At 29.5% G+C, this 19120-nt stretch carries 11 protein-coding genes; 7 read left to right on the top strand and 4 right to left on the bottom strand.

The window, feature by feature from the left end:
- Window positions 1-237 precede the first annotated feature (237 nt).
- Complete coding sequence (locus ABM4_RS05715) at window positions 238-1800, bottom strand: phenylalanine--tRNA ligase subunit alpha (protein WP_016358733.1); 1563 nt, start codon at window positions 1798-1800, stop codon at window positions 238-240.
- A gap of 259 nt (window positions 1801-2059) precedes the next feature.
- On the opposite strand from ABM4_RS05715, the gene xth reads away from it, so the two are divergent.
- Window positions 2060-2833 (top strand): exodeoxyribonuclease III, encoded by a 774-nt coding sequence (xth, locus tag ABM4_RS05710; RefSeq protein WP_016358732.1) that lies wholly within the window; start codon window positions 2060-2062, stop codon window positions 2831-2833.
- A gap of 403 nt (window positions 2834-3236) precedes the next feature.
- Here xth and ABM4_RS05705 read toward each other — a convergent pair whose 3' ends face one another.
- Window positions 3237-3932, bottom strand: coding sequence for a TIGR02253 family HAD-type hydrolase (locus ABM4_RS05705; protein ID WP_016358731.1), 696 nt, complete (start codon window positions 3930-3932; stop codon window positions 3237-3239).
- 229 nt (window positions 3933-4161) lie between these two features.
- Here ABM4_RS05705 and ABM4_RS05700 point away from each other — a divergent pair, with 229 nt between their 5' ends.
- The 6 genes from ABM4_RS05700 to ABM4_RS05675 all read left to right on the top strand — a co-directional run bounded on the left by ABM4_RS05700 (window position 4162) and on the right by ABM4_RS05675 (window position 17391).
- Window positions 4162-4872, top strand: coding sequence for a DNA polymerase domain-containing protein (locus tag ABM4_RS05700; RefSeq protein ID WP_016358730.1), 711 nt, complete (start codon window positions 4162-4164; stop codon window positions 4870-4872).
- A gap of 293 nt (window positions 4873-5165) precedes the next feature.
- Entirely contained in the window at window positions 5166-5543 is a 378-nt protein-coding gene (locus ABM4_RS05695; RefSeq protein ID WP_016358729.1) for a 30S ribosomal protein S8e, read from the top strand.
- A gap of 720 nt (window positions 5544-6263) precedes the next feature.
- Window positions 6264-11093, top strand: a complete 4830-nt coding sequence (locus tag ABM4_RS05690; protein WP_016358728.1) for a cobaltochelatase subunit CobN — start codon at window positions 6264-6266, stop codon at window positions 11091-11093.
- A 495-nt stretch (window positions 11094-11588) separates the two neighbouring features.
- On the top strand, window positions 11589-15335 hold the full coding sequence (locus ABM4_RS05685; RefSeq protein WP_016358727.1) for a right-handed parallel beta-helix repeat-containing protein: 3747 nt from the start codon (window positions 11589-11591) through the stop codon (window positions 15333-15335).
- 588 nt (window positions 15336-15923) lie between these two features.
- Entirely contained in the window at window positions 15924-16934 is a 1011-nt protein-coding gene (hypE, locus tag ABM4_RS05680) for a hydrogenase expression/formation protein HypE (RefSeq protein WP_016358726.1), read from the top strand.
- A gap of 46 nt (window positions 16935-16980) precedes the next feature.
- On the top strand, window positions 16981-17391 hold the full coding sequence (locus ABM4_RS05675; RefSeq protein ID WP_232216515.1) for an RDD family protein: 411 nt from the start codon (window positions 16981-16983) through the stop codon (window positions 17389-17391).
- Window positions 17392-17888: 497 nt separating this feature from the next.
- Here the strand turns inward: ABM4_RS05675 and ABM4_RS05670 are convergent, their stop codons facing one another.
- Both ABM4_RS05670 and ABM4_RS08785 read right to left on the bottom strand, forming a co-directional pair.
- Window positions 17889-18158: a hypothetical protein gene (locus ABM4_RS05670; protein ID WP_016358724.1), complete on the bottom strand. Its 270-nt coding sequence runs from the start codon at window positions 18156-18158 to the stop codon at window positions 17889-17891.
- A gap of 123 nt (window positions 18159-18281) precedes the next feature.
- Window positions 18282-19094 carry a thermonuclease family protein gene (locus ABM4_RS08785; protein WP_016358723.1) on the bottom strand — a complete coding sequence of 271 codons (813 nt, stop codon included), beginning with the start codon at window positions 19092-19094 and terminating at the stop codon, window positions 18282-18284.
- Between the last annotated feature and the right edge of the window lie 26 nt (window positions 19095-19120).

Below are 19120 nucleotides of genomic sequence, written 5' to 3'. Positions count from 1 at the left end.
ATTTAATTTTATTTAATTCTATTTTAAAAAATAGTGTTTTCAGTAGAAAATATTCAAATTGAATTTTAAATAAAAGTTGCAAACTATTTGGAAAATGAATATTTAATAAAATTAGTTAAACTATTCAATATTTTGTATAATTTCATAATAAAAAATAGTAAAAAAAGAGTAAATGTTTAATTAAACATTTTTTTTATATATTAAATTTTGTTTTTTAATAATCTAGGGATTAAATGATTAATAATCAAATTTTAATTCTACTCCATTATCCAATGGAATATCCCTTAACCATTTAATGTCACTTTTATACAACATTCTAATATCTGAAATGTCATATCTAATCATAGCAAGTCTTTCGATACCTATACCAAATGCCAATGCGGGAACCTTAATGCCTAATGGTTCAAGTACTTCTGGACGGAACATTCCAGCTCCCCCTAGTTCAATCCAGTCATGTCTTTCTTCCAGGTAGATTTCACATTCACAGGACATATAGGTATAAGGGAAGTATGCAGGTCTAAATCTTACTTCAAATCCTAATTTCTTATAGAATTCTTTTAATATTCCAAGTAAGTGTTGGAAGCTAATTCCCTCAGCAGCTACAAGTCCTTCCACTTGGTGGAATTCAGGTAAGTGTTTATAATTAATGGTTTCCCTTCTAAATACCCTACCGACTGAGAACATTTTCAAAGGTGGTTCATGACTTGCTAGGTATTTGGTTGAGATACCTGTTGTATGTGTTCTAAGAACAGATTGTTTTGCAACATCAACATCCCAATCATAACCCCAACCTGTACTTTTGGTGTTTCCACCATCCTCGTGGGTTTTTGCCACATTTTTAACAATCTCCTCATCAGGAAGCTTACATTCTGACGGATTTTTCACATAGAATGTATCCTGCATCTCACGTGCTGCATGATCCTGTGGTTGGAAAAGGGAATCAAAGTTCCAGAATGCGGAGTCAAGTGTGGTTCCGTTTGATTCTGTAAATCCCATGTCTAGGAAAATCTCCCTGATTTCCTCAATAATCTTTCTTAAGGGATGTGCCTTTCCTGGAAATGTTTTAGGTGTTTCAGCATTAATGTCATATGGTCTGTAATGTAGGTTTTTCCAGGTTCCATTCTTTAAATCCTCATGGGTAAGTTGGGTGGCCTCTTCTTTTCTGTTTCCAATTTCAAATCCATGTTTAATAATATTTTTACCTATTTGATTTAATTTGAAACTATGGGAGGTGATTTTTTTATTTTTAATAAGGTTTTTTCTTTTATTAATGGTGTTTAAACCTTTAAGTTCATCTTCCGTTAATTCACTTTTAAGGATTCCCTGACTTGAGAATAGCTTTTTAAGAATCTTTTCATCTTCACCATAATTATCAACAGCTTCCTCACCTTTATCAGTGATTTTCAAAGTACCCTTATCTATTTTGGCCCATCCTTTTCTATTTAACCAACCGAGAGCAATAACACTTTCCTTTTTGTCTAAGCCACATTTTTTAGCTAGGTCTTTCATAGGTATTTCTTTCTCATAAGCTAAGACATTCAATACTCTACGTTCAGGTAATCCTTTTTCTGCAAATTCCTTACCTGCTTTTGATAACTTGACCTTCTCTTCTGTGTTTTTATTTACAGTAATAATATCTTTTGCAGCAAGGGAACCTGCAGCACTCATTACAGACTTTATGTTTATATTATCTTTCTTTGCAACTTCTTCAGGAGGAATGTTCTCATTCTCTTCTAAATCTTTTAATAAAAGTTTTTCATAAAAAGGTAATTCTTCGATGATTTTTGAAATATCAGTCATTTTCACACCTAAATCTTTTTCAAAGTAATCATAATCGGGAAACTATTTTTCCTAAGTTCCTAATTATTTAATAAAATTAACTTTTAGTAATTGTAATTTTAAATTATTTTTTTATATTACTAAATATAATATTATAATATATATTTAAGATAATTTATAAAATTATTTAATTTTTTAGAATTATTCTAGTTTATTTTAAAGTTATTTTTTTTAAAATTTATAGATTTTAAGTTAATAAATTATGGTATTGGTGTTTATTATGGATGAATTAAATTTAATTTCATGGAATGTAAACGGTATTAGGGCAATTCATAGAAAAGGTTTTATAGATTGGCTTCAAAAGGAAGACGCGGATATTGTATCTATTCAGGAGATCAAAGCTCAAATCGACCAACTTCCAAGAAAATTGATTAATGTTCCAGGTTATAAATCCTATTTTAATTCAGCTTTGAGAAAGGGTTATAGTGGAGTTGCAACTTATTCAAAAGAAGGGCCTAATCAGGTTATTAATGGAATGGGTATTGAGAGATTCGATGTTGAGGGAAGACTTTTAAGACTTGATTATGATGATTTTACACTATTGAATATCTATTATCCTAATGGCGGTTCCGGTGAGGAACGATTACAATATAAGATGGATTTTTATGATGCTTTTCTAGATTATACCAATGGTCTAGTGGATGAAGGTTATAATCTGGTTATTTGCGGAGATTTGAATACGGCCCATAAGCCTATTGATCTTGCAAGACCTAAAGAGAATGAGGAGACCTCCGGATTTTTACCTATTGAAAGGGAATGGGTTAGTAAATTCTTGGATAATGGTTATGCTGATACTTTTAGAATGTTCAATCAGGACCCTGATAATTATACCTGGTGGAGTTATAGAACTAGGGCAAGAGACAGAAATGTGGGATGGAGACTTGATTATTTCTTTGTAAACGATGAGTTTAAATCCCATGTAAAAGATTCTTATATACTGTCTGATGTTATGGGCTCAGATCACTGTCCAATTGGACTTAAAATTAAGGTTTAACTATAATTATTGTTAAAAGGTTTTATCTTTTTAATCTAATCATGTTTTTTTCTTCATATTTAAAAATAGGATTGCTGTTCTTTTCACTAAATTGTATTTATTGAGGTTAAATGAACCGGTTAAATTCCATTTTTTTTTAATATGTTTATATTTTTTGATTCATGTTTAAAAACAAGTTGTCAATGTTCTTTTTTTAATATAAATTATGTTCATCTTTATTTAAACTTAACAATGAGATAAATGGCTTCTGTTTTTTCTATGTTCTTAAAAACAGGATTATTGATGTTTTTTTTAATGTAACTATGTACATTTATTGAAATTAAAAATAAATAAAAAGGGATGAATTTTTTTAATGTAACTATGTCCATTTATTGGAATTAAAAATAAGTAAAAAGAATTGATTTTATAATACTGTGTCTACATCGGAGATATTGTTTAAGACAATCACGTCAAGTTTTTCATTTTCAATCCTTTGTTCCTGTTCATATGTTAATTCTGAGTTCACAAGTATTCCACTCATTCCGGCATTTAATGCTCCCTCAATATCTGTTTCATACTTATTTCCAACCATAACACTTTTATCTGGACTACAATGAATTCTTTTAAGCGCCTCTATAAATATCTGTGGGTGTGGCTTTTCATAACCAACCTCTTCTGAGGTTATTACAATATCAAAGAATGGATGTAAGTTTAATCTGATAAGTTTTTCCCATTGTTTGATAGTTATTCCATTGCTGATGGCACCTATTTTATAACCCTTTTGTTTAAGGTAAATTAATATGGCAATAGTTCTTGGAAATGGTTGGAGTAATGAGAACTTAACGTTATGGTAGGTTGTCATACCAAGTGCTATAAGATATGGATCCTCTGCACCGATTACCCTTTTTGTAAGTACGTTAAAATGTTTACCATAGTTTGAGCCTTTCTCTGCTATGATTTCTTTAAAAATATCATATGCCTCTTCTTCATCAATAGGAAGTCCATTCTCGACAATGTTGTTTATTGCAGCATGTCTTGCAGTTTCTGCAAATGAAGAAGTATCAAGTAATGTGTCATCAATATCAAAAAATACTGCTTTATCTGAACAATTTTCTTCCATGTCTTTCGCCTATAATTTTTTTTAATGAATATAATGATATAATTTAATAACAATATATTATTAATATTATATTTGAAAATCCTTTATTAATATTTATATTTGTTTTAGGTATTTTTGTTAAATGGGTTTTGTCTAATAATTAATTTTTAGATAAATTATATGATGAAAAATTATAAATTTTTTAAATTTAAAATAATTAAATATATATGAATTTTTTTAGGTGCTATAATTGTTAAAGGAAAGATCTGAGGAAAGGCCTGAAGAGAGTCCGGAACAAATAAAACTTGAGAAGACTATTAAAGAAGCGGCTCAGGAGTTTTTAAAAGAATATAATGCAAGTTTACCTGAGGTAATGGAACTTGAATATGAGGGATTCTACAGAAGGGGCTTCTTTGTAACTAAAAAAAGATATGCGGTAATAGAGGAAGGTAATATTATTGCAAAAGGCTTGGAACTTGTAAGAAGAGACTGGGCACCAATTGCTAAAAATGCACAGGAAGATGTATTGATGGCAATATTGAATGAGGGTAATGTTGACAAGGCTGCAGAGGTCATTAAAAAAGCACTAAAGAAACTCCATTCAAGGGAAGTCAATCGTGATGATTTGGTTATACATACTCAAATTACAAAAAGTTTGGACAAATATAAACAGATAGCCCCTCATGTTGTTGCAGCACATATTATGGAGGAACATGGACTTAAAGTTAAAAGAGGGGACATATTAAGATATGTTATAGTTAAGGGAAAAGGTTCCATAAGTTCTAGGGCTGTTCCTTATGATTATGTCGATGAAAATACGGAATTTGATATAAATTATTATGTCAAACATCAGTTAGTTCCTGCGGTATCACGTATTATGAGTTCCTTCGGATATAGTGAAAGTGAATTGGAACATTTGGACAGTCCGGATAAGCAGCAAACATTGGATTCATTCTTTTAATGAATCACACTTAACCAATGCCAACATTATTTTTTAAAGATTTTATTTTTTTATAATCTTTATTTTTATCCTAAAAATGCTCTTTTTAAATACATTTATATATTAGAAAAATTTAATATATTATTATCATTATTCTTAGATGACTCTTTTTGCTCTATTATTCTTTAATCTAATAAGAATATAAATAAGTCTTTTCTTGCTAACTTATTTATTTGAGGGTTGTTTAAGTCTTGCGATTTTAAAATTATTTTATTATTTGAAAAATTAACTATCAATTTTATTTAGGTGAAATAATGGCAATTAGTCAAGGAAAATCAATCAGAAGTCCATCTGGTGGAAGATTAAGATCCAACCGTGGAAAAAGGAAATCAGAATTAGGAAGAGCTTCTGCAGAAACTAAATTAGCTGGTAAAAGGTTAAGAAAAATCAGAACTCGTGGTGGAAACGAAAAGCTTAGATTAGATGGTGGAAACAAAATCAATGTTGTAGATCCAAAAACTAATAAGGCTGAAGTTCTTGATATTTTAGATGTTGTAGAAAATAATGCTAACCCTAACTATGTAAGAAGGAACATTATTACTAAAGGTGCAGTTGTAGAAACTGCTAAAGGTAAAGCTAAAGTTACCTCAAGACCAGGTCAAACTGGTGTTATTTCCGGTGTTTTATTATAAACACTTTCTATTATTTTTTTCTTTTTTTTATTTCTATAATTATTTAGATTTATTGTAGTTTTTTTCTGTATAATTTCTCTTTCTATCTAAATACTTCATATTTATCTACCAATTCAATACCGATTAGATGATAGTGGAATTTCAATATGGGATATAAACTATAATTTAATCTAAAATCCCGGTTTTTGATATTTTTAAGTCTTTATTTTATTTTAATGAACATTTTCTTAATTTATTATCTGTTGAAATCCAATCATTACATTTGGAAGACATTTAAAAGATAGAAAGAATGTTAAATCTCTTTTTTGAAGAATTTTATAATTTTCTTATTCTTTTTAGTAATTATTATCAGGGTGATTTCTAAAAAGTTATAGATTTAAAGATTCAACTAATTTACGAGATATATCCAAGCTTTTTTTTAAATTTTAATTAAAAAGATTTCTCTCTTTTTTTCTTTTAAAAATTTAAGTTATTTTGTTTTAAAGTTTCTAAAAAATTTTATTTAAATTGCTATTTTTTTAGTTTTTCTAGTCATTTTAAAAATTTTTTATTTAAAAAAATTATTTTTGTAAAAGATTTTTGATAAATTTTAAATATATCTTAAATTATATAATATTTTAGTCAACATTATTTTAGAAAATCTAAAATAATTTTGATGTTACAATAATTAGGAGGGGAGATTATAAAAAAGCTAAGAAGCTAATATTACTTTCTATTATAATGATTACAATTTTAGTAATATTTACTTCTAGTATAAGTGCTAGTGATTCTTTAAATGATACGACAGTATTAGACTCAAGTAACAATAATCAAAACATGACTTTATTGGATTCAAGTGTTGTAAATAACTCGAATATTTCAAAGGATATCAAAACTTCTGTAAATAATAGATCAGTTGTTAAAGGTTCGAATACTAATCCAGCTTTAAATATTACAATCAAAGATTCATATAATTCTAAAACAAAAAATTATACTGAAGAAGGAGTTGTTGTTTCTGGTGCAGTAGTAAATATCTATGATTCTAATAATAAATTGGTATTTACAGGTAAATCTAATAATAATGGTAATGTTATAGTGGATCAGTTAAATGGTTATGGCCAGTATAAAATGACTATCGCTTATTCAACCTATCTTACTGAGGTTAAATACTTTAACTATACTGTTAAATCAAGACATCAAAAAATGAGCTATAGATTCGTTCCTGATATGGCATTTATTGTTTATTATGCTGGAAATGTTAATAAGATAAATTATTTAATGAATATCAGTAGAAGGGTTTATTATATTAATAACTACAACCCATTTGAAACTGATAAATTATGGATGCTATCTTATGCTAACTTCATTTTATTGGATATGTATTCCGATGATACAGTTTCAAAATATTTAAGTTATATAAAGAATTCTCCGGCTAATAAAAATAGAATGATTTCATATACCTTCGGTGTATTCTCAGCATCAACGAATTTAGGACTTAATTTTGTAGGTACAAAATCTTCTAATAATACAATAAATACTTTGGAGAATACTTATATTGGATCTTATATGCAGGCTAATGATATATCCGATAGTGTTGTATTGGAAAATAATATGCATGGTGTATTTAATTATATAAGATTCTTGCTTGGAGAAACTAAGGTTAATCCTACCTTAAATACAAGTACTACTCCTATGCTTACTTCAACATGGGGTATTTATCATCCAGGTTATGGAAGATTTGACGCCTCACCTAGCCAGTCATTAATTAATAAATGGATTTTAGCTGATCAGGGTTATAATAAAGATGGCCAGGGAAGTTTAAATTGGATGACTGTGGAATATATTTCATGGCAAAAATCAAATGTAAACTCATCTAGTTTATTTGATAAATTTGAAAAATGGTATTCTTCCAATAAATCTAATATTAAAAGTCCATATATTGTTGTTGTAAGTTATTATTCTGGCGGGAATCTTGTGGATGCTTTGATTAAGGAATATGAGTCTCAGGGACGTGCGGCTTTCAATTTATATCAAAGTGAAACTTCACCTTCAATGGCCTCATTATTAACGTTATTTGCAAAAACTACATCAAGAAGTATTTCAGCTGTTAATTCATTGTATTCATGGTCCTTAGATTATGCCAATACAACTGGCGGTGCGGTAGGTAGTTTAAAAGAATTGAATGTGGAAATTATTAAAGCTTTATCACAGGTTAGTCTCTCTAGTTATAAAAGCGGACATGGTCCTCAAATTGAATGGACTTATTCAGTAACAGTCCCTTCTTTTGAAGGGGTATTTGGAACTGTTGAGGTTTCATATACAAACTCTGCAGGTGTTGAAGTTCCTATTGAGGCAGGTGTAAAAAAACTTGTTCAAATGACAAATGGATGGGCTAAACTTAAAGAATTAAATAATTCTGATAAAAAGGTAGCGATTGTTCTATACAATTATCCTCCTGGTAAAAGTGATATTGCGGCATCCTATTTAGATATATTTAACAGTACACATGTTTTACTTAAACTACTTGCAGATAATGGTTATAATATTGGAATGAGCAAGAATCAAATTCCCGATGTTGATGAATTGACTAAATTGATTGAAGAGGCATGTAACAAAGGTACATGGGCTCAAGGTTATTTAAATGATTATGTGGATAAATATTGGGATACCTTAATGGCCAATGGTCAATTGATTAATTATTCCCAGTATAAAAAATATTTAAATAGTTTGAATTCAACTTTAAAAAATCAATTAGTTAAAAAATGGGGATCTGATATCGGTAAGATAATGGTGTATAATGGTACTAAACATAAGGGTAAATACATAGTTATTCCTGGAATTATGTTCGGTAACATTTTTGTTACTTTCCAGCCAAGTAGAGGTTGGGAAGAAGAGGATATTGCAAATTATCATAGTGCAACTTTACCTCCTCACCAACAATATATATCATTCTACAAATGGTTGTCAGGTAATTTCAAAGCAAATGCCATTATAAACATGGGTACCCATGGAACTTTAGAGTTCCTACCTGGTAGAGACATTGGTCTACAAGCAGATGATTGGAGTTTTGAACTTACTGAAATACCTACTATCTATCCATATATTGTTTCAAACCCTGGAGAGGCAATGATTGCTAAAAATAGATTGGGGGCATTGATGATTTCACACATGACTCCTGCAACTGTTATCTCAGATTTATATGGTAATTATACATTGTTAAATGATTATATTACCTTATATCAACAGGCTGTAAGGGTTGGAAGTAATTCAACTGCTCAAGAATATAAAAAGATGATTCTTAAACTTGCAAATTCATCACAGATTAAATTTGATTTACCAAAGGATAACTCTGATAAAACTTTCCAGTCTTGGTTATTATCAATTGATTCTAAATTAGATGATCTTCAAAACGATTTAATCACAATGGGATTACATAGTTTAGGTAAAGTTTTAACTGGTGATGAATTAATTCAAGAAATAATAACAATCGTATCCTCAAGAACAGATATTTACACTGAGGTTCTACATTATTTATATCCTGAATTAAAGAATCTAGATTATTATTCTGATGTTAAAGGAAATTCAAAATATAAAACTGAAGTAAATGCTACTAAAACCTGGTTATATAATACCATAGCAATAATGGTAAATGGAAGTATAAACTTTAATGCTTTAATGTCCTTTTATGGAATCAATAGTTCATCAGTATTGTATGAGGATTTACTTCTTGCAAATTCAACATTGGTTGCTTTAAGAAATAACGAAGAGTTGCAGGCAATTATTAATGCTTTATCTGGCGGATATGTAATGCCTGGTTTATGTGGAGATCCTGCATATGCCGATGTTTTACCTACTGGTACCGCAATGTATACTGGTGATAGAACTAAGATGCCGACTAAAGCTGCCTGGGCTGCTGCAAAAACAATTGATGATAAATTAATTGTCAATTATTATCTTAAACATAAGAAATTCCCGGAACTTGTTGGAATTATTATGTGGGGTACTGAAATATTACGTACTGACGGTATTCAAATTGCACAATTCATGTATTTCCTGGGAGTTCAACCTGTCTGGTCTAGATCAGGAGCTGTTACTGGTGTTGAACTAATGAATCTATCTGACTTAAAAATTAAACTACCAAATGGTACTGTATTAAACAGGCCCCGTATTGATGTTTATACTAGTATGGTAACCAGTTATGTGAATTGGATTAGCTTACTTATTAACAGTGTTAAAGTCGCTGCATTAGATTGTCCAAATGAGACATTTAAGCAGAACTATGTTAAGAAACATTATAATGAAACAGGTAGTCTTGACAGATTATTCGGTCTTCCGGGAAGTGTCCTTGAAGGTACTGGATTAAGTGATTATATTCCAGCTACTTCCAATTGGTATGATAAGAGCATTAATCTTACAAGCACTTTAACCAATATTTATTTAAACAGGGTATCTTACTCTTGGGGTATAGACTCCGATGGAAATATTGTTGTTAAAAAAGCTACTAATGCATATGTTAATTTATTAAAAAGCACTGATTTAGTAACTCAAAACCTTGATAGTACCTGGAGATTAACTGATTCAGATGATTACTATGACTGGTTAGGTGGATTATATGGTACATCTAAAAAATTAGGTGGTAATCCTGATTCCGCTGTTGTGGATATTAGGAATACAAATAATCCTACATCACGTACTATTGCCGAGCAAATTGATTTGGAAGTTAGGACTACCATTGCAAACCCAAAATATGTTCAAGCGTTAATGAATTCTGGAGCAGCAGGTGCAAATACATTGGCTGCTAAGGTTCAGGATGTTTATGCAATGACAGTTGCAACTTCAACAGGTAGAGGTAAATCTGATATAAGCAGTAATACCTGGTCTGTAATTGCACAGGCTATGGCGGATTCAGAGTCACTTGCAAAAACTAACAGTCAAAAATTTGGTATGATGGCTGCCAGTGCATGGGCAATGTATGCATACTTTACAGGTTACTGGACACCTACAAGTGCTCAGGATAAGGCAAACTTGCAAAAATTAGTAAACAACTATGTAAATAATGTTGTATCAACTGACGCATTTGCTTGTTGTCACCATACTGATCCGTTTTCATTTAACAAGGATGTTATTAGTATGTATACTGGAAGTCAGGCTAACATGAAGAAATTCAACCAATTATTTAAACAAATGAGTGGTACTAATCAGAATGTTTATGATCAGAATGCTAATCAGCAAGCAGCAAATGGTACCTCATCTAATACTCCAAACAGTGGTTCAAGTTCTTCATCAGGATCTTCAAGTTCAGGATCCTCAAGTGTAGGTGATCAGGCAAGTTCCTCAACAAGTACGGGACCAGCATCAGCTGCGTCTTCTGCAGGTTCTTCCTCCTCATCAGGACAAGCGGGATCCAGTTCCTCTGGAAGTAATGCGAAAGCATATGAAGTAAATAAAGCTACTCAACCTTCCGGTGGTTCTGAGGCATCTTTACCAATATATGTAATGGTTATAATTATAGCAATATTAGTTATATTCGGATTCGGTTTCTTTAAACGAAACAAAGATGATGATTTTTAATTGAGTAAATCAATTATTATCATCATAAATTTTTATTTTTTTTTATTAAAACTTATTTTAACTTTTTTTAAGACATCCTTTTTTTATTTAAATGATTGGCTTTTTTTTAAGATGTTTAATGCTTATTTCATGTTTTCAATTAATTTTTATGGGCATTACTAATTTTTTTTAGATATTTAATATTGGGCTTTTTTTTAAATTAATTCTTTCACATTTTATAAATTGATTTAAGCTATCTTATAAATCACTTTTAGTTATTCGGACATTTGACAAATCCTATTTTTAAACAGTTTTCATCATTAAACTTATACCTAAAATATTTAGGTCATGTTTTTTTATGTTTCTATTTTTTTTTTAAATGTGGAATTTTTTATATTCAAGAATTTTTTAACAAAACTTAATTATAATTAAATACATATTATTTTCGTATAAAGATTATTTTAAAAATATTCAAATAATGTTTATATTTTATTAAAAAATTCACGAGGTGAAAATTTGAGAAGTTACAAGCTTATGATATTTCTGGTTTTAATTATCGGAATCTTATCAATTGGTGCTGTAAGTGCAAGTGATTTGAATAATGCTTACACTTCGGATAACGGTTCTCAATTATTGGACAATTCAAATACTGTTGATATTAATTCATCTAATAATGTTGGAGCGGATTCCCAAGTTTTAAGTTCTACTGAAAATTATAGGAATTCTACAGTATCCCCATCAAATAATACTCCGATTAAAACTTCAAATACTATACAAGTAAGTTCAAGTAATTATGATACTTACTTTAATGATAGTGGTTTTGTTAAATCCGGAATATCCTCTGGAGATACTGTTGATTTAACAGGAACTTTCAATAATAAAAATTTCATATTCGATATTCCTGTTACTGTTACTTCAAGCTCCAATGCAAAATTAAATAATTGTACTGTTAAAATCACTAAAGGTGGTGACGGAAGTACAATAAGTAATCTACAATTTGAAAATTACCTTTCACATGGAATTGGAGTCTTTGTATCTAATGTTAGTGATGTGGTTATAAACAATATCAATTTTTATGGTGACGGAAATGGGGCATATGGTATTTTTTTAAACAATACCAATAACTCTAAAGTTATATCAAATAGGGTAACTACCAAGTCAGCTTCTTCTGATCATAAATGGACTCGTCCAGCTATTGTTTTATCAAATTCTTTCTATAATATAATTGATAAAAACTATGTGGAAGTGGAAGATAGTAATGGTATTTATTTATCCAAATATAATGGTGGTGTATCTGATTACAACAATATTACAAACAATGTTGTAAATTATACATATGCCTCTGTTACTAGCTGGTCCTATGGTATAAATCTAATGGGTTCTTATAATATTGCAGAAAATAATACTGTAATAGGAGCTTACAGGGGTATAGTTACCCAAACCGGTGCTGGAAATCAGATTATAAACAATACTTTAATAAATCTAAATGGTGTTGATTATAGTACTGGTTCTATAACTGGCGGTGATTGTGCAATTGAATTAACTCCTAATTCCATAGCTATTGGGAATAAGATAATCAATTCCTCTGTTGCCAATGGTATTCATATATCTGGTGATAATGTAAATGTAATTAACAATACAATTGATTGTACCTTGGACAATAGTGTCGGTGTTAGTGTCGAAGGAAGCAATGCCAGTGTTGTAGGTAATCTGATCACTGCAAGAAGTAATGGTATATTTGTTGTTGGACCAATTTCAAATATCCTAATAAATAACAATACTGTTAACACCGATAGTATCGGCATACTTGTTAAAAAACAGTCAAGGGTTAAATATCCTGTAAATGTTGTTATATCAAACAATACCATTAATACAAGTGGAGATGTTGCAATTAATGCACAGGAAGCTGGAGGATTATCCAATGTAACCGACGACAATATTGTCAACGGTAAGACTGTGGTTTATCCTGGAATGGAACCTTCAACTGGGGATGATGACAATACCTATAAGTATAATGGTACTGTTATACACATCACTCCTGATAACGTAGACAGTTACTTTGATAAAAATGGAATAATGAACACTTCAATTGAAGATGGTGATGTTCTTATTTTTGAGGGTAACTTTAATGGTAAATACTTTGAGATTTCATCATCTGTAAAAGTGTTAGGTGAAAATGCTACCTTCGGTAATTCTAGTTTTAGAGTTAAAAGTGATTATGTTACATTAATCGGTTTAAACATTTTAAATAATGATTTAAACAAGATCAATCAATGGCCTGTACATGTTCTAGAGGCAGATTATGTATTCATATATAATTGTACCCTTAACATTACCGATAACAAAACCGCATATGGTATATATCTTCAGGATACTAAAAATGATAGACTTGAGGGTAATCTTATTGAAGCTAGCGGTACTCTTTTAACCTATGGTATAGTTGGATATGAAGTATATAATACTGCAATTAAAGGTCCTGAGGATAATACAAACTATATCATGGTTTATGGTACTGGTGAAGTTCATGGATATGAGTCAGGATTATGTATTGACGGAGCACACTTATTTAATGAGATCTATAGGACATACGGTATTTTATTATTACACTCATCAAATAACACCATTGCAAATAACCTTGTAAATGTCACTTCAAAACTTAATCAGGAATCTAATGGTACTAATTCAATAGTTGGTATTGACCTATACTTTGATTGTTTTAATAATACGGTTTCTAATAATGAAATTTATTTGGAAGGTAAAGATCCATATATGTATGGTACTGGTGTTTTAGCTGCTAAAACTGGTTCCGGTACAACCGGTGCTAGTGGAAATAACTTTACATTAAATACTATTAATATAAATGGTCCATACTTTACAACTGGAATTATTATTGGGTATAAATCAAACAATACCTATGTTGGTCAGAACAGGATAAATCTTAATTCAGGTATGTATACTTATGGAGTAACCCTTGAATCATCAAATAATTCTACTTTGGAATCAAATACCATTGATGGTAATGGTAAACGTAATTATTTAGTAGAGTTATACTTTTCAAATGGCAATACTATAGCAACTAATACCATTGAAGGTAATGGGGATTATACCTATGGGATAGCTGCTTACTCAGGTAATAATAATGTTATTTCAGGTAATGTAATCAATGCTTATGGTATTCCAAACAGTCCTGTTAATAGTACTGGGGATCATGGTGATTCTATTCCTTTAGGAATTGCTGGTATCTACTTCATTGAAAATTCCGAAAATAACTTCATTGAAAACAATACAATTGCAACTAATGGAACATATGCCGTAAATATGTCTAGTGTTAACAACTATGTAGTATCCAATAATCTTACAGCTTTATCCAGACATGGAAACAATGCAGTTAACTATAAAAATGACAATGTCTTTGATAATGGATACTTGACCTATAATATGGACATAGTATCTGGAACCACAATTAAACAAGGAGATAAATTGATTGTATCTCTTAAAGATTCCGACGGTTTTGCTTTAGAGGGTAAAGAGATTTTATTTGTTATTTCTGGTAAAACTTATTCACGTACTACAAATGAAAATGGTACTGCTTCAATAACAATAAATCTTAATCCAAAGACTTATCCTATAACTGTTTCATTTACCGGAGACTCAGTTTCAAGTATGATAAGTAAGGATGTATCTTTAGTTGTAAAATCAAAATCTAAAACTGCTACTGTTATAACTCCTACTGTATCTAATACAGTTAAAAAAGGAAGTGCCTACAGCTTTAAACTTACAGATAAAAATGGAAACCTACTTAAAAATCAAAAAGTTAAAATTACCATTGCAGGTAAATCCTATACTAGAACAACCAATAGTAAGGGTATGGCGTCAATCAATATTAACCTTAGACAAGGCAAATATGTAACATCTATAATCTATGCAGGTAATTCTAATTACAATTCTGTAACCAAGAAATTTAATCTAGTTGTAAGAACGAGTAGTGTAAATACTAAGATATATGTTAAATCCAGTACTGTTAAAAAAGGAACTGATTTTGTAGTAACTCTTAAAGATCAATATGGCTCTTTATTAGTCGGTCAAAAGGTTTATATTAAAATATGCGGTAAAACCTATACTAAAGTAACTGATAGCAATGGTGTTGCTAAAATTAGAATAAACCTTAATCCTAAAAAATATACTATTTATACCTCATATAAAGGTAGCGGTATATTTAAGAAAGCAAGTACTGTAAGAACTAATTTACTTGTAAAAAGATAAATGGATTTTTTGAAGTATTTTCTAAATACTTCTTTCTTTTTATTTTTTAAGTTTTCAGTGTTTTAATTAATTTTCTTATTTTTCTGTTTTTTTTAAGTTCTATCTTTTAGGTTTTTATTGTTTTCTTATTTTTCTGGTTTTTTAAACTCTTTTTTGTGTTAATCTTTTATTTGTTTCTTCTTAGTTTTTTTAAACCCTTTTTTTATAGTTAGTTATTGTTTATATCTTTTTAAAGCTATTTTTACTAATTTATGTATTGGAATATACAATTCATTAAAATAGTATGTTTTTTATTAATTGTCATTTTATAAGGAGAATATCCTTAAAATGTATAATAAATTTCATTTTTTTAAGAAACTTTAAAAACTATTTATATATAATTCTATTTCAATAATTATTTAAATTGTAAATTTAAAATATATATGTATATTATGAAAAAATATTTAAATTAAAAATTAATATTTCTTAAAGAAATTACACTTTTATGATTATTTTTTAAAGTTTAAATCTTTAAAATAATTGTTATTAAGGTTTATATTTAAATTTAAATAGTTTATAACCTATCTATAAAAAAAGAAGGAGATTATAATGAAGATTGGAATGAACCATGGTGCTGGTGGAGCAGTTATGGAAAAACTTATTAAGGATACTATCTTAGAAAATATATCTAAAACATCAGTTAATGGTGGTGTAGGTTTAGATGCATTAGACGATGGTGCTACCATACCTGTAGGTGACTATGAGATAGTTGTTACTACTGATGGCCATACCGTAAATCCATTATTCTTCCCAGGTGGGGACATTGGTAGAATTGCTGCTGCCGGTACTATTAATGATGTATCAATGATGGGTGCAAAACCTTTATGTATTACAAACGCTATGATTGTTGCAGAGGGATTTGATATTGATGACATGGATAGAATAATGAAATCTATGGATTCAACTTGTAAGGAAGCAGATGTTGCAGTAGTTGCTGGAGATACTAAGGTTATGGAATCTAGTAAATTAGATGGAATTGTAATTGTAACCACTGGTGTGGGTATTGCAAAGAAAGGGGAAATTATTAAGGATTCTACCTTAGAACCTGGCGATAAGATCATTGTAACTGGTAGTATTGGTGATCATGGTATGAGTCTCATGTCCTTTAGGGAAGGATTCGGATTTGAAACTGATTTAAAATCTGACTGTGCACCTATGTGGGGTATTGTTGAAAAGGCCCTTAAAGTTGGTGGAGTCACTGCAATGAAAGATCCTACCCGTGGTGGTTTTGCAAATGCCATTAATGAAATGGCGGATAAATCCGGTGTAGGTGTAATACTACAAAATGATGCTATTCCAATTAAAAGGGAAGTTCATGCTGTATCTGAAATGTTGGGAATCGACCCATTTGAAGTTGCAAATGAGGGAAAAGTTGTAATGGGTGTAAAAGCAGATAAAGCAGATGAGGTTCTTGAAGCTATTAAAACCGATAAATATGGTAAAGATGCTGCAATCGTTGGTGAGGTTGTAGAAGGTGAAAAGGTTATTATAGAAACAGGTGTTGGTGGACAAAGAATTCTTGAAACACCTATTGCAGATCCAGTACCTAGGGTATGTTAAAGCATTAAAATTTAATTAATTTTGGAGGTCTATTATGGTGTCAATGATGGTTAAAAGAACAGTTGCATATATCTTGGACTTTTTAGTAGTCTCTGCATTTATGTGGCCTATTTCATATCTTTTGTATCTGTTTGTTAATCCTGTAATGAGATATCAGATTTTCCATTATTTTATAGTTGTAGCTCCAATTTTAATAATTATCTATTTTACTTTCTTTGAAAAGTTAAGGGGCACAACCGTTGGAAAAATGTTGATGTTTATTGAGGTTGAGGATGAGAAGGGCGGTCCAATTACCTACAGGCAGGCCATTATTAGATCTGTTTCAAAATTATGGTGGTTCCCAATTGTATTTGACTATCTAATTGGTCTTCTATATGGAACTAAAGATGAACGTCTTTTAGGTCAACTATCTCATACAAAGGTTGTAGAAGAGGATAAATCAAAATTCAACTCTTGATTTTTCTTTTAATTCTTTTATTTTAATATTTTTCAATTCTATTTTTTCTAATTAACAATAAAATCTGATTATTTTCCTATTTTATCTTTTATCAAATTTTAATATTTTTCAATTCTATTTTTTCTAATTAACTATAAATTCTAATTAATTTTCAATTTTATTTTATCTTTTATAATTTTTAAAAAACTTAATTATTTTAAATTCTTTAAATTGAATTTTAGCTTTAAAATTTTTAATGGTTTTTAATTTATAATTAAATTTTTTAATAAACTTTTAATTTAAACAAATCAAATTTTTAATTATATATTTTATCATGGCATGGTCATGATGTAACTATGAAAAAACACGGATATTTTAATTTTTAATATGGAAATTAATTTAGAATAAGAATATCTGGTTTTTTTTAATTTTTAAAACGATAAAAAGAGTTGGATTTGTGTAAAAATCTTGAATTTTATTTATAAAAAAGTAGTTAACATTAGGCAATTATCAAAAAATTAGTTTAATGTATAGGAAATGTTATTGATAAGGTTAATAGGTAAATTTCCAGTTAATCCATATCCTTCATAATTTATCTTGCTTATAATGGTTTTTGCATCAACTGTACTTTGACTGGAGTTGTTAACCTCACTAACATTATTACTTACATAATATGTGTTGTGATCTATTTCAGACTCCTCTTTTAAAGTAGTATTGTAACTACTGATACATATTATAATCGCCCCAATTACTAATATAATTAGTATAATGTCGGTAGTTTTTTTCATATTCACTATTATTTCTATTCAATTATTTATTTTTTCTTAATATTGTGATTGTTTATTATCAAATTTAGTTGAATATTTGAAGATGTCGATTTTAGATTGGAATGTTTTATTATATTCTGTGGTTTAAACTATGCCTAAACCCTTCTCGAATTCGGATGGAGGTATATACATTACCTCTGCAAATCCATTTTTAAGAAGTATTTGATTTAGATTTTCACCGTTTTCATCATATACTATTGCAAGGGTATAATTATCAGTATCTTTATTTTTTGCATTGTCTACATCAAGATAAACAGTTTTATTCAAACATCTCTCTGTAATAAGGTTTTTAGATTCATCATATCCTTCCTCTCCTTCTTCAGGTGTTTTTAGTCCAACAAACCTAACCCTTTCCCTAATGCCGTCATCTGTCTCAATTTCAATAGTGCTTCCATCAATTACCTTGGTACAATATCCTGTAACTTCATAATTTGATGAGTCATTCTCGGTTAAATTGCTTTCGTTATTAATGGATGTGTTTATATTTTCCTGATTTTGGGTATTGTTGTTTGCTTTTTGATTACTGTGGATGTCGGTATTTTTTTCCTGGTTTTGATTGTTGTCTGCTGATTGTTTCTTAGTGCTTGCAATATTCTTATTTTCCTGATTTTCGCTGTTTTTACTTAGACTTTTTTTAATATCGTCTAGGCTGTTATTTGTCTGGTTCTGGTTTCCGGTTAAATTTGCACTATTATTGTTTATTGGTGTCTGGTTTGAATCTAGACTACTGTTGTTATTGGGATTATCCTCAACAATAATGGGACCATTATTACTGTTCATTTTACTACCATTATCCTCTATATTATGATTACTGTTCATTTGACTGTATGCCACTCCACACATTACACCGGTCATTATAACTAGAGCAATTATTATATAATAAACAATTTTTTCCATACTTTATTGTTTTATATAGGAAATAT

It is taken from the genome of Methanobrevibacter sp. AbM4, assembly GCF_000404165.1.
GTDB classification, from domain to species: domain Archaea; phylum Methanobacteriota; class Methanobacteria; order Methanobacteriales; family Methanobacteriaceae; genus Methanarmilla; species Methanarmilla boviskoreani.
The sequence above is the reverse complement of the archived record's forward strand: the minus strand, read 5'-3'. Positions and strand labels throughout refer to the sequence as shown.

Coding starts and splice junctions, on each gene's coding strand:
- ABM4_RS05715 (WP_016358733.1), bottom strand. CDS start 1,800: ATGACTGATATTTCAAAAATCATCGAAGAATTACCTTTTTATGAAAAA.
- xth (WP_016358732.1), top strand. CDS start 2,060: ATGGATGAATTAAATTTAATTTCATGGAATGTAAACGGTATTAGGGCA.
- ABM4_RS05705 (WP_016358731.1), bottom strand. CDS start 3,932: ATGGAAGAAAATTGTTCAGATAAAGCAGTATTTTTTGATATTGATGAC.
- ABM4_RS05695 (WP_016358729.1), top strand. CDS start 5,166: ATGGCAATTAGTCAAGGAAAATCAATCAGAAGTCCATCTGGTGGAAGA.
- ABM4_RS05690 (WP_016358728.1), top strand. CDS start 6,264: ATGATTACAATTTTAGTAATATTTACTTCTAGTATAAGTGCTAGTGAT.
- hypE (WP_016358726.1), top strand. CDS start 15,924: ATGAAGATTGGAATGAACCATGGTGCTGGTGGAGCAGTTATGGAAAAA.
- ABM4_RS05675 (WP_232216515.1), top strand. CDS start 16,981: ATGGTTAAAAGAACAGTTGCATATATCTTGGACTTTTTAGTAGTCTCT.
- ABM4_RS05670 (WP_016358724.1), bottom strand. CDS start 18,158: ATGAAAAAAACTACCGACATTATACTAATTATATTAGTAATTGGGGCG.
- ABM4_RS08785 (WP_016358723.1), bottom strand. CDS start 19,094: ATGGAAAAAATTGTTTATTATATAATAATTGCTCTAGTTATAATGACC.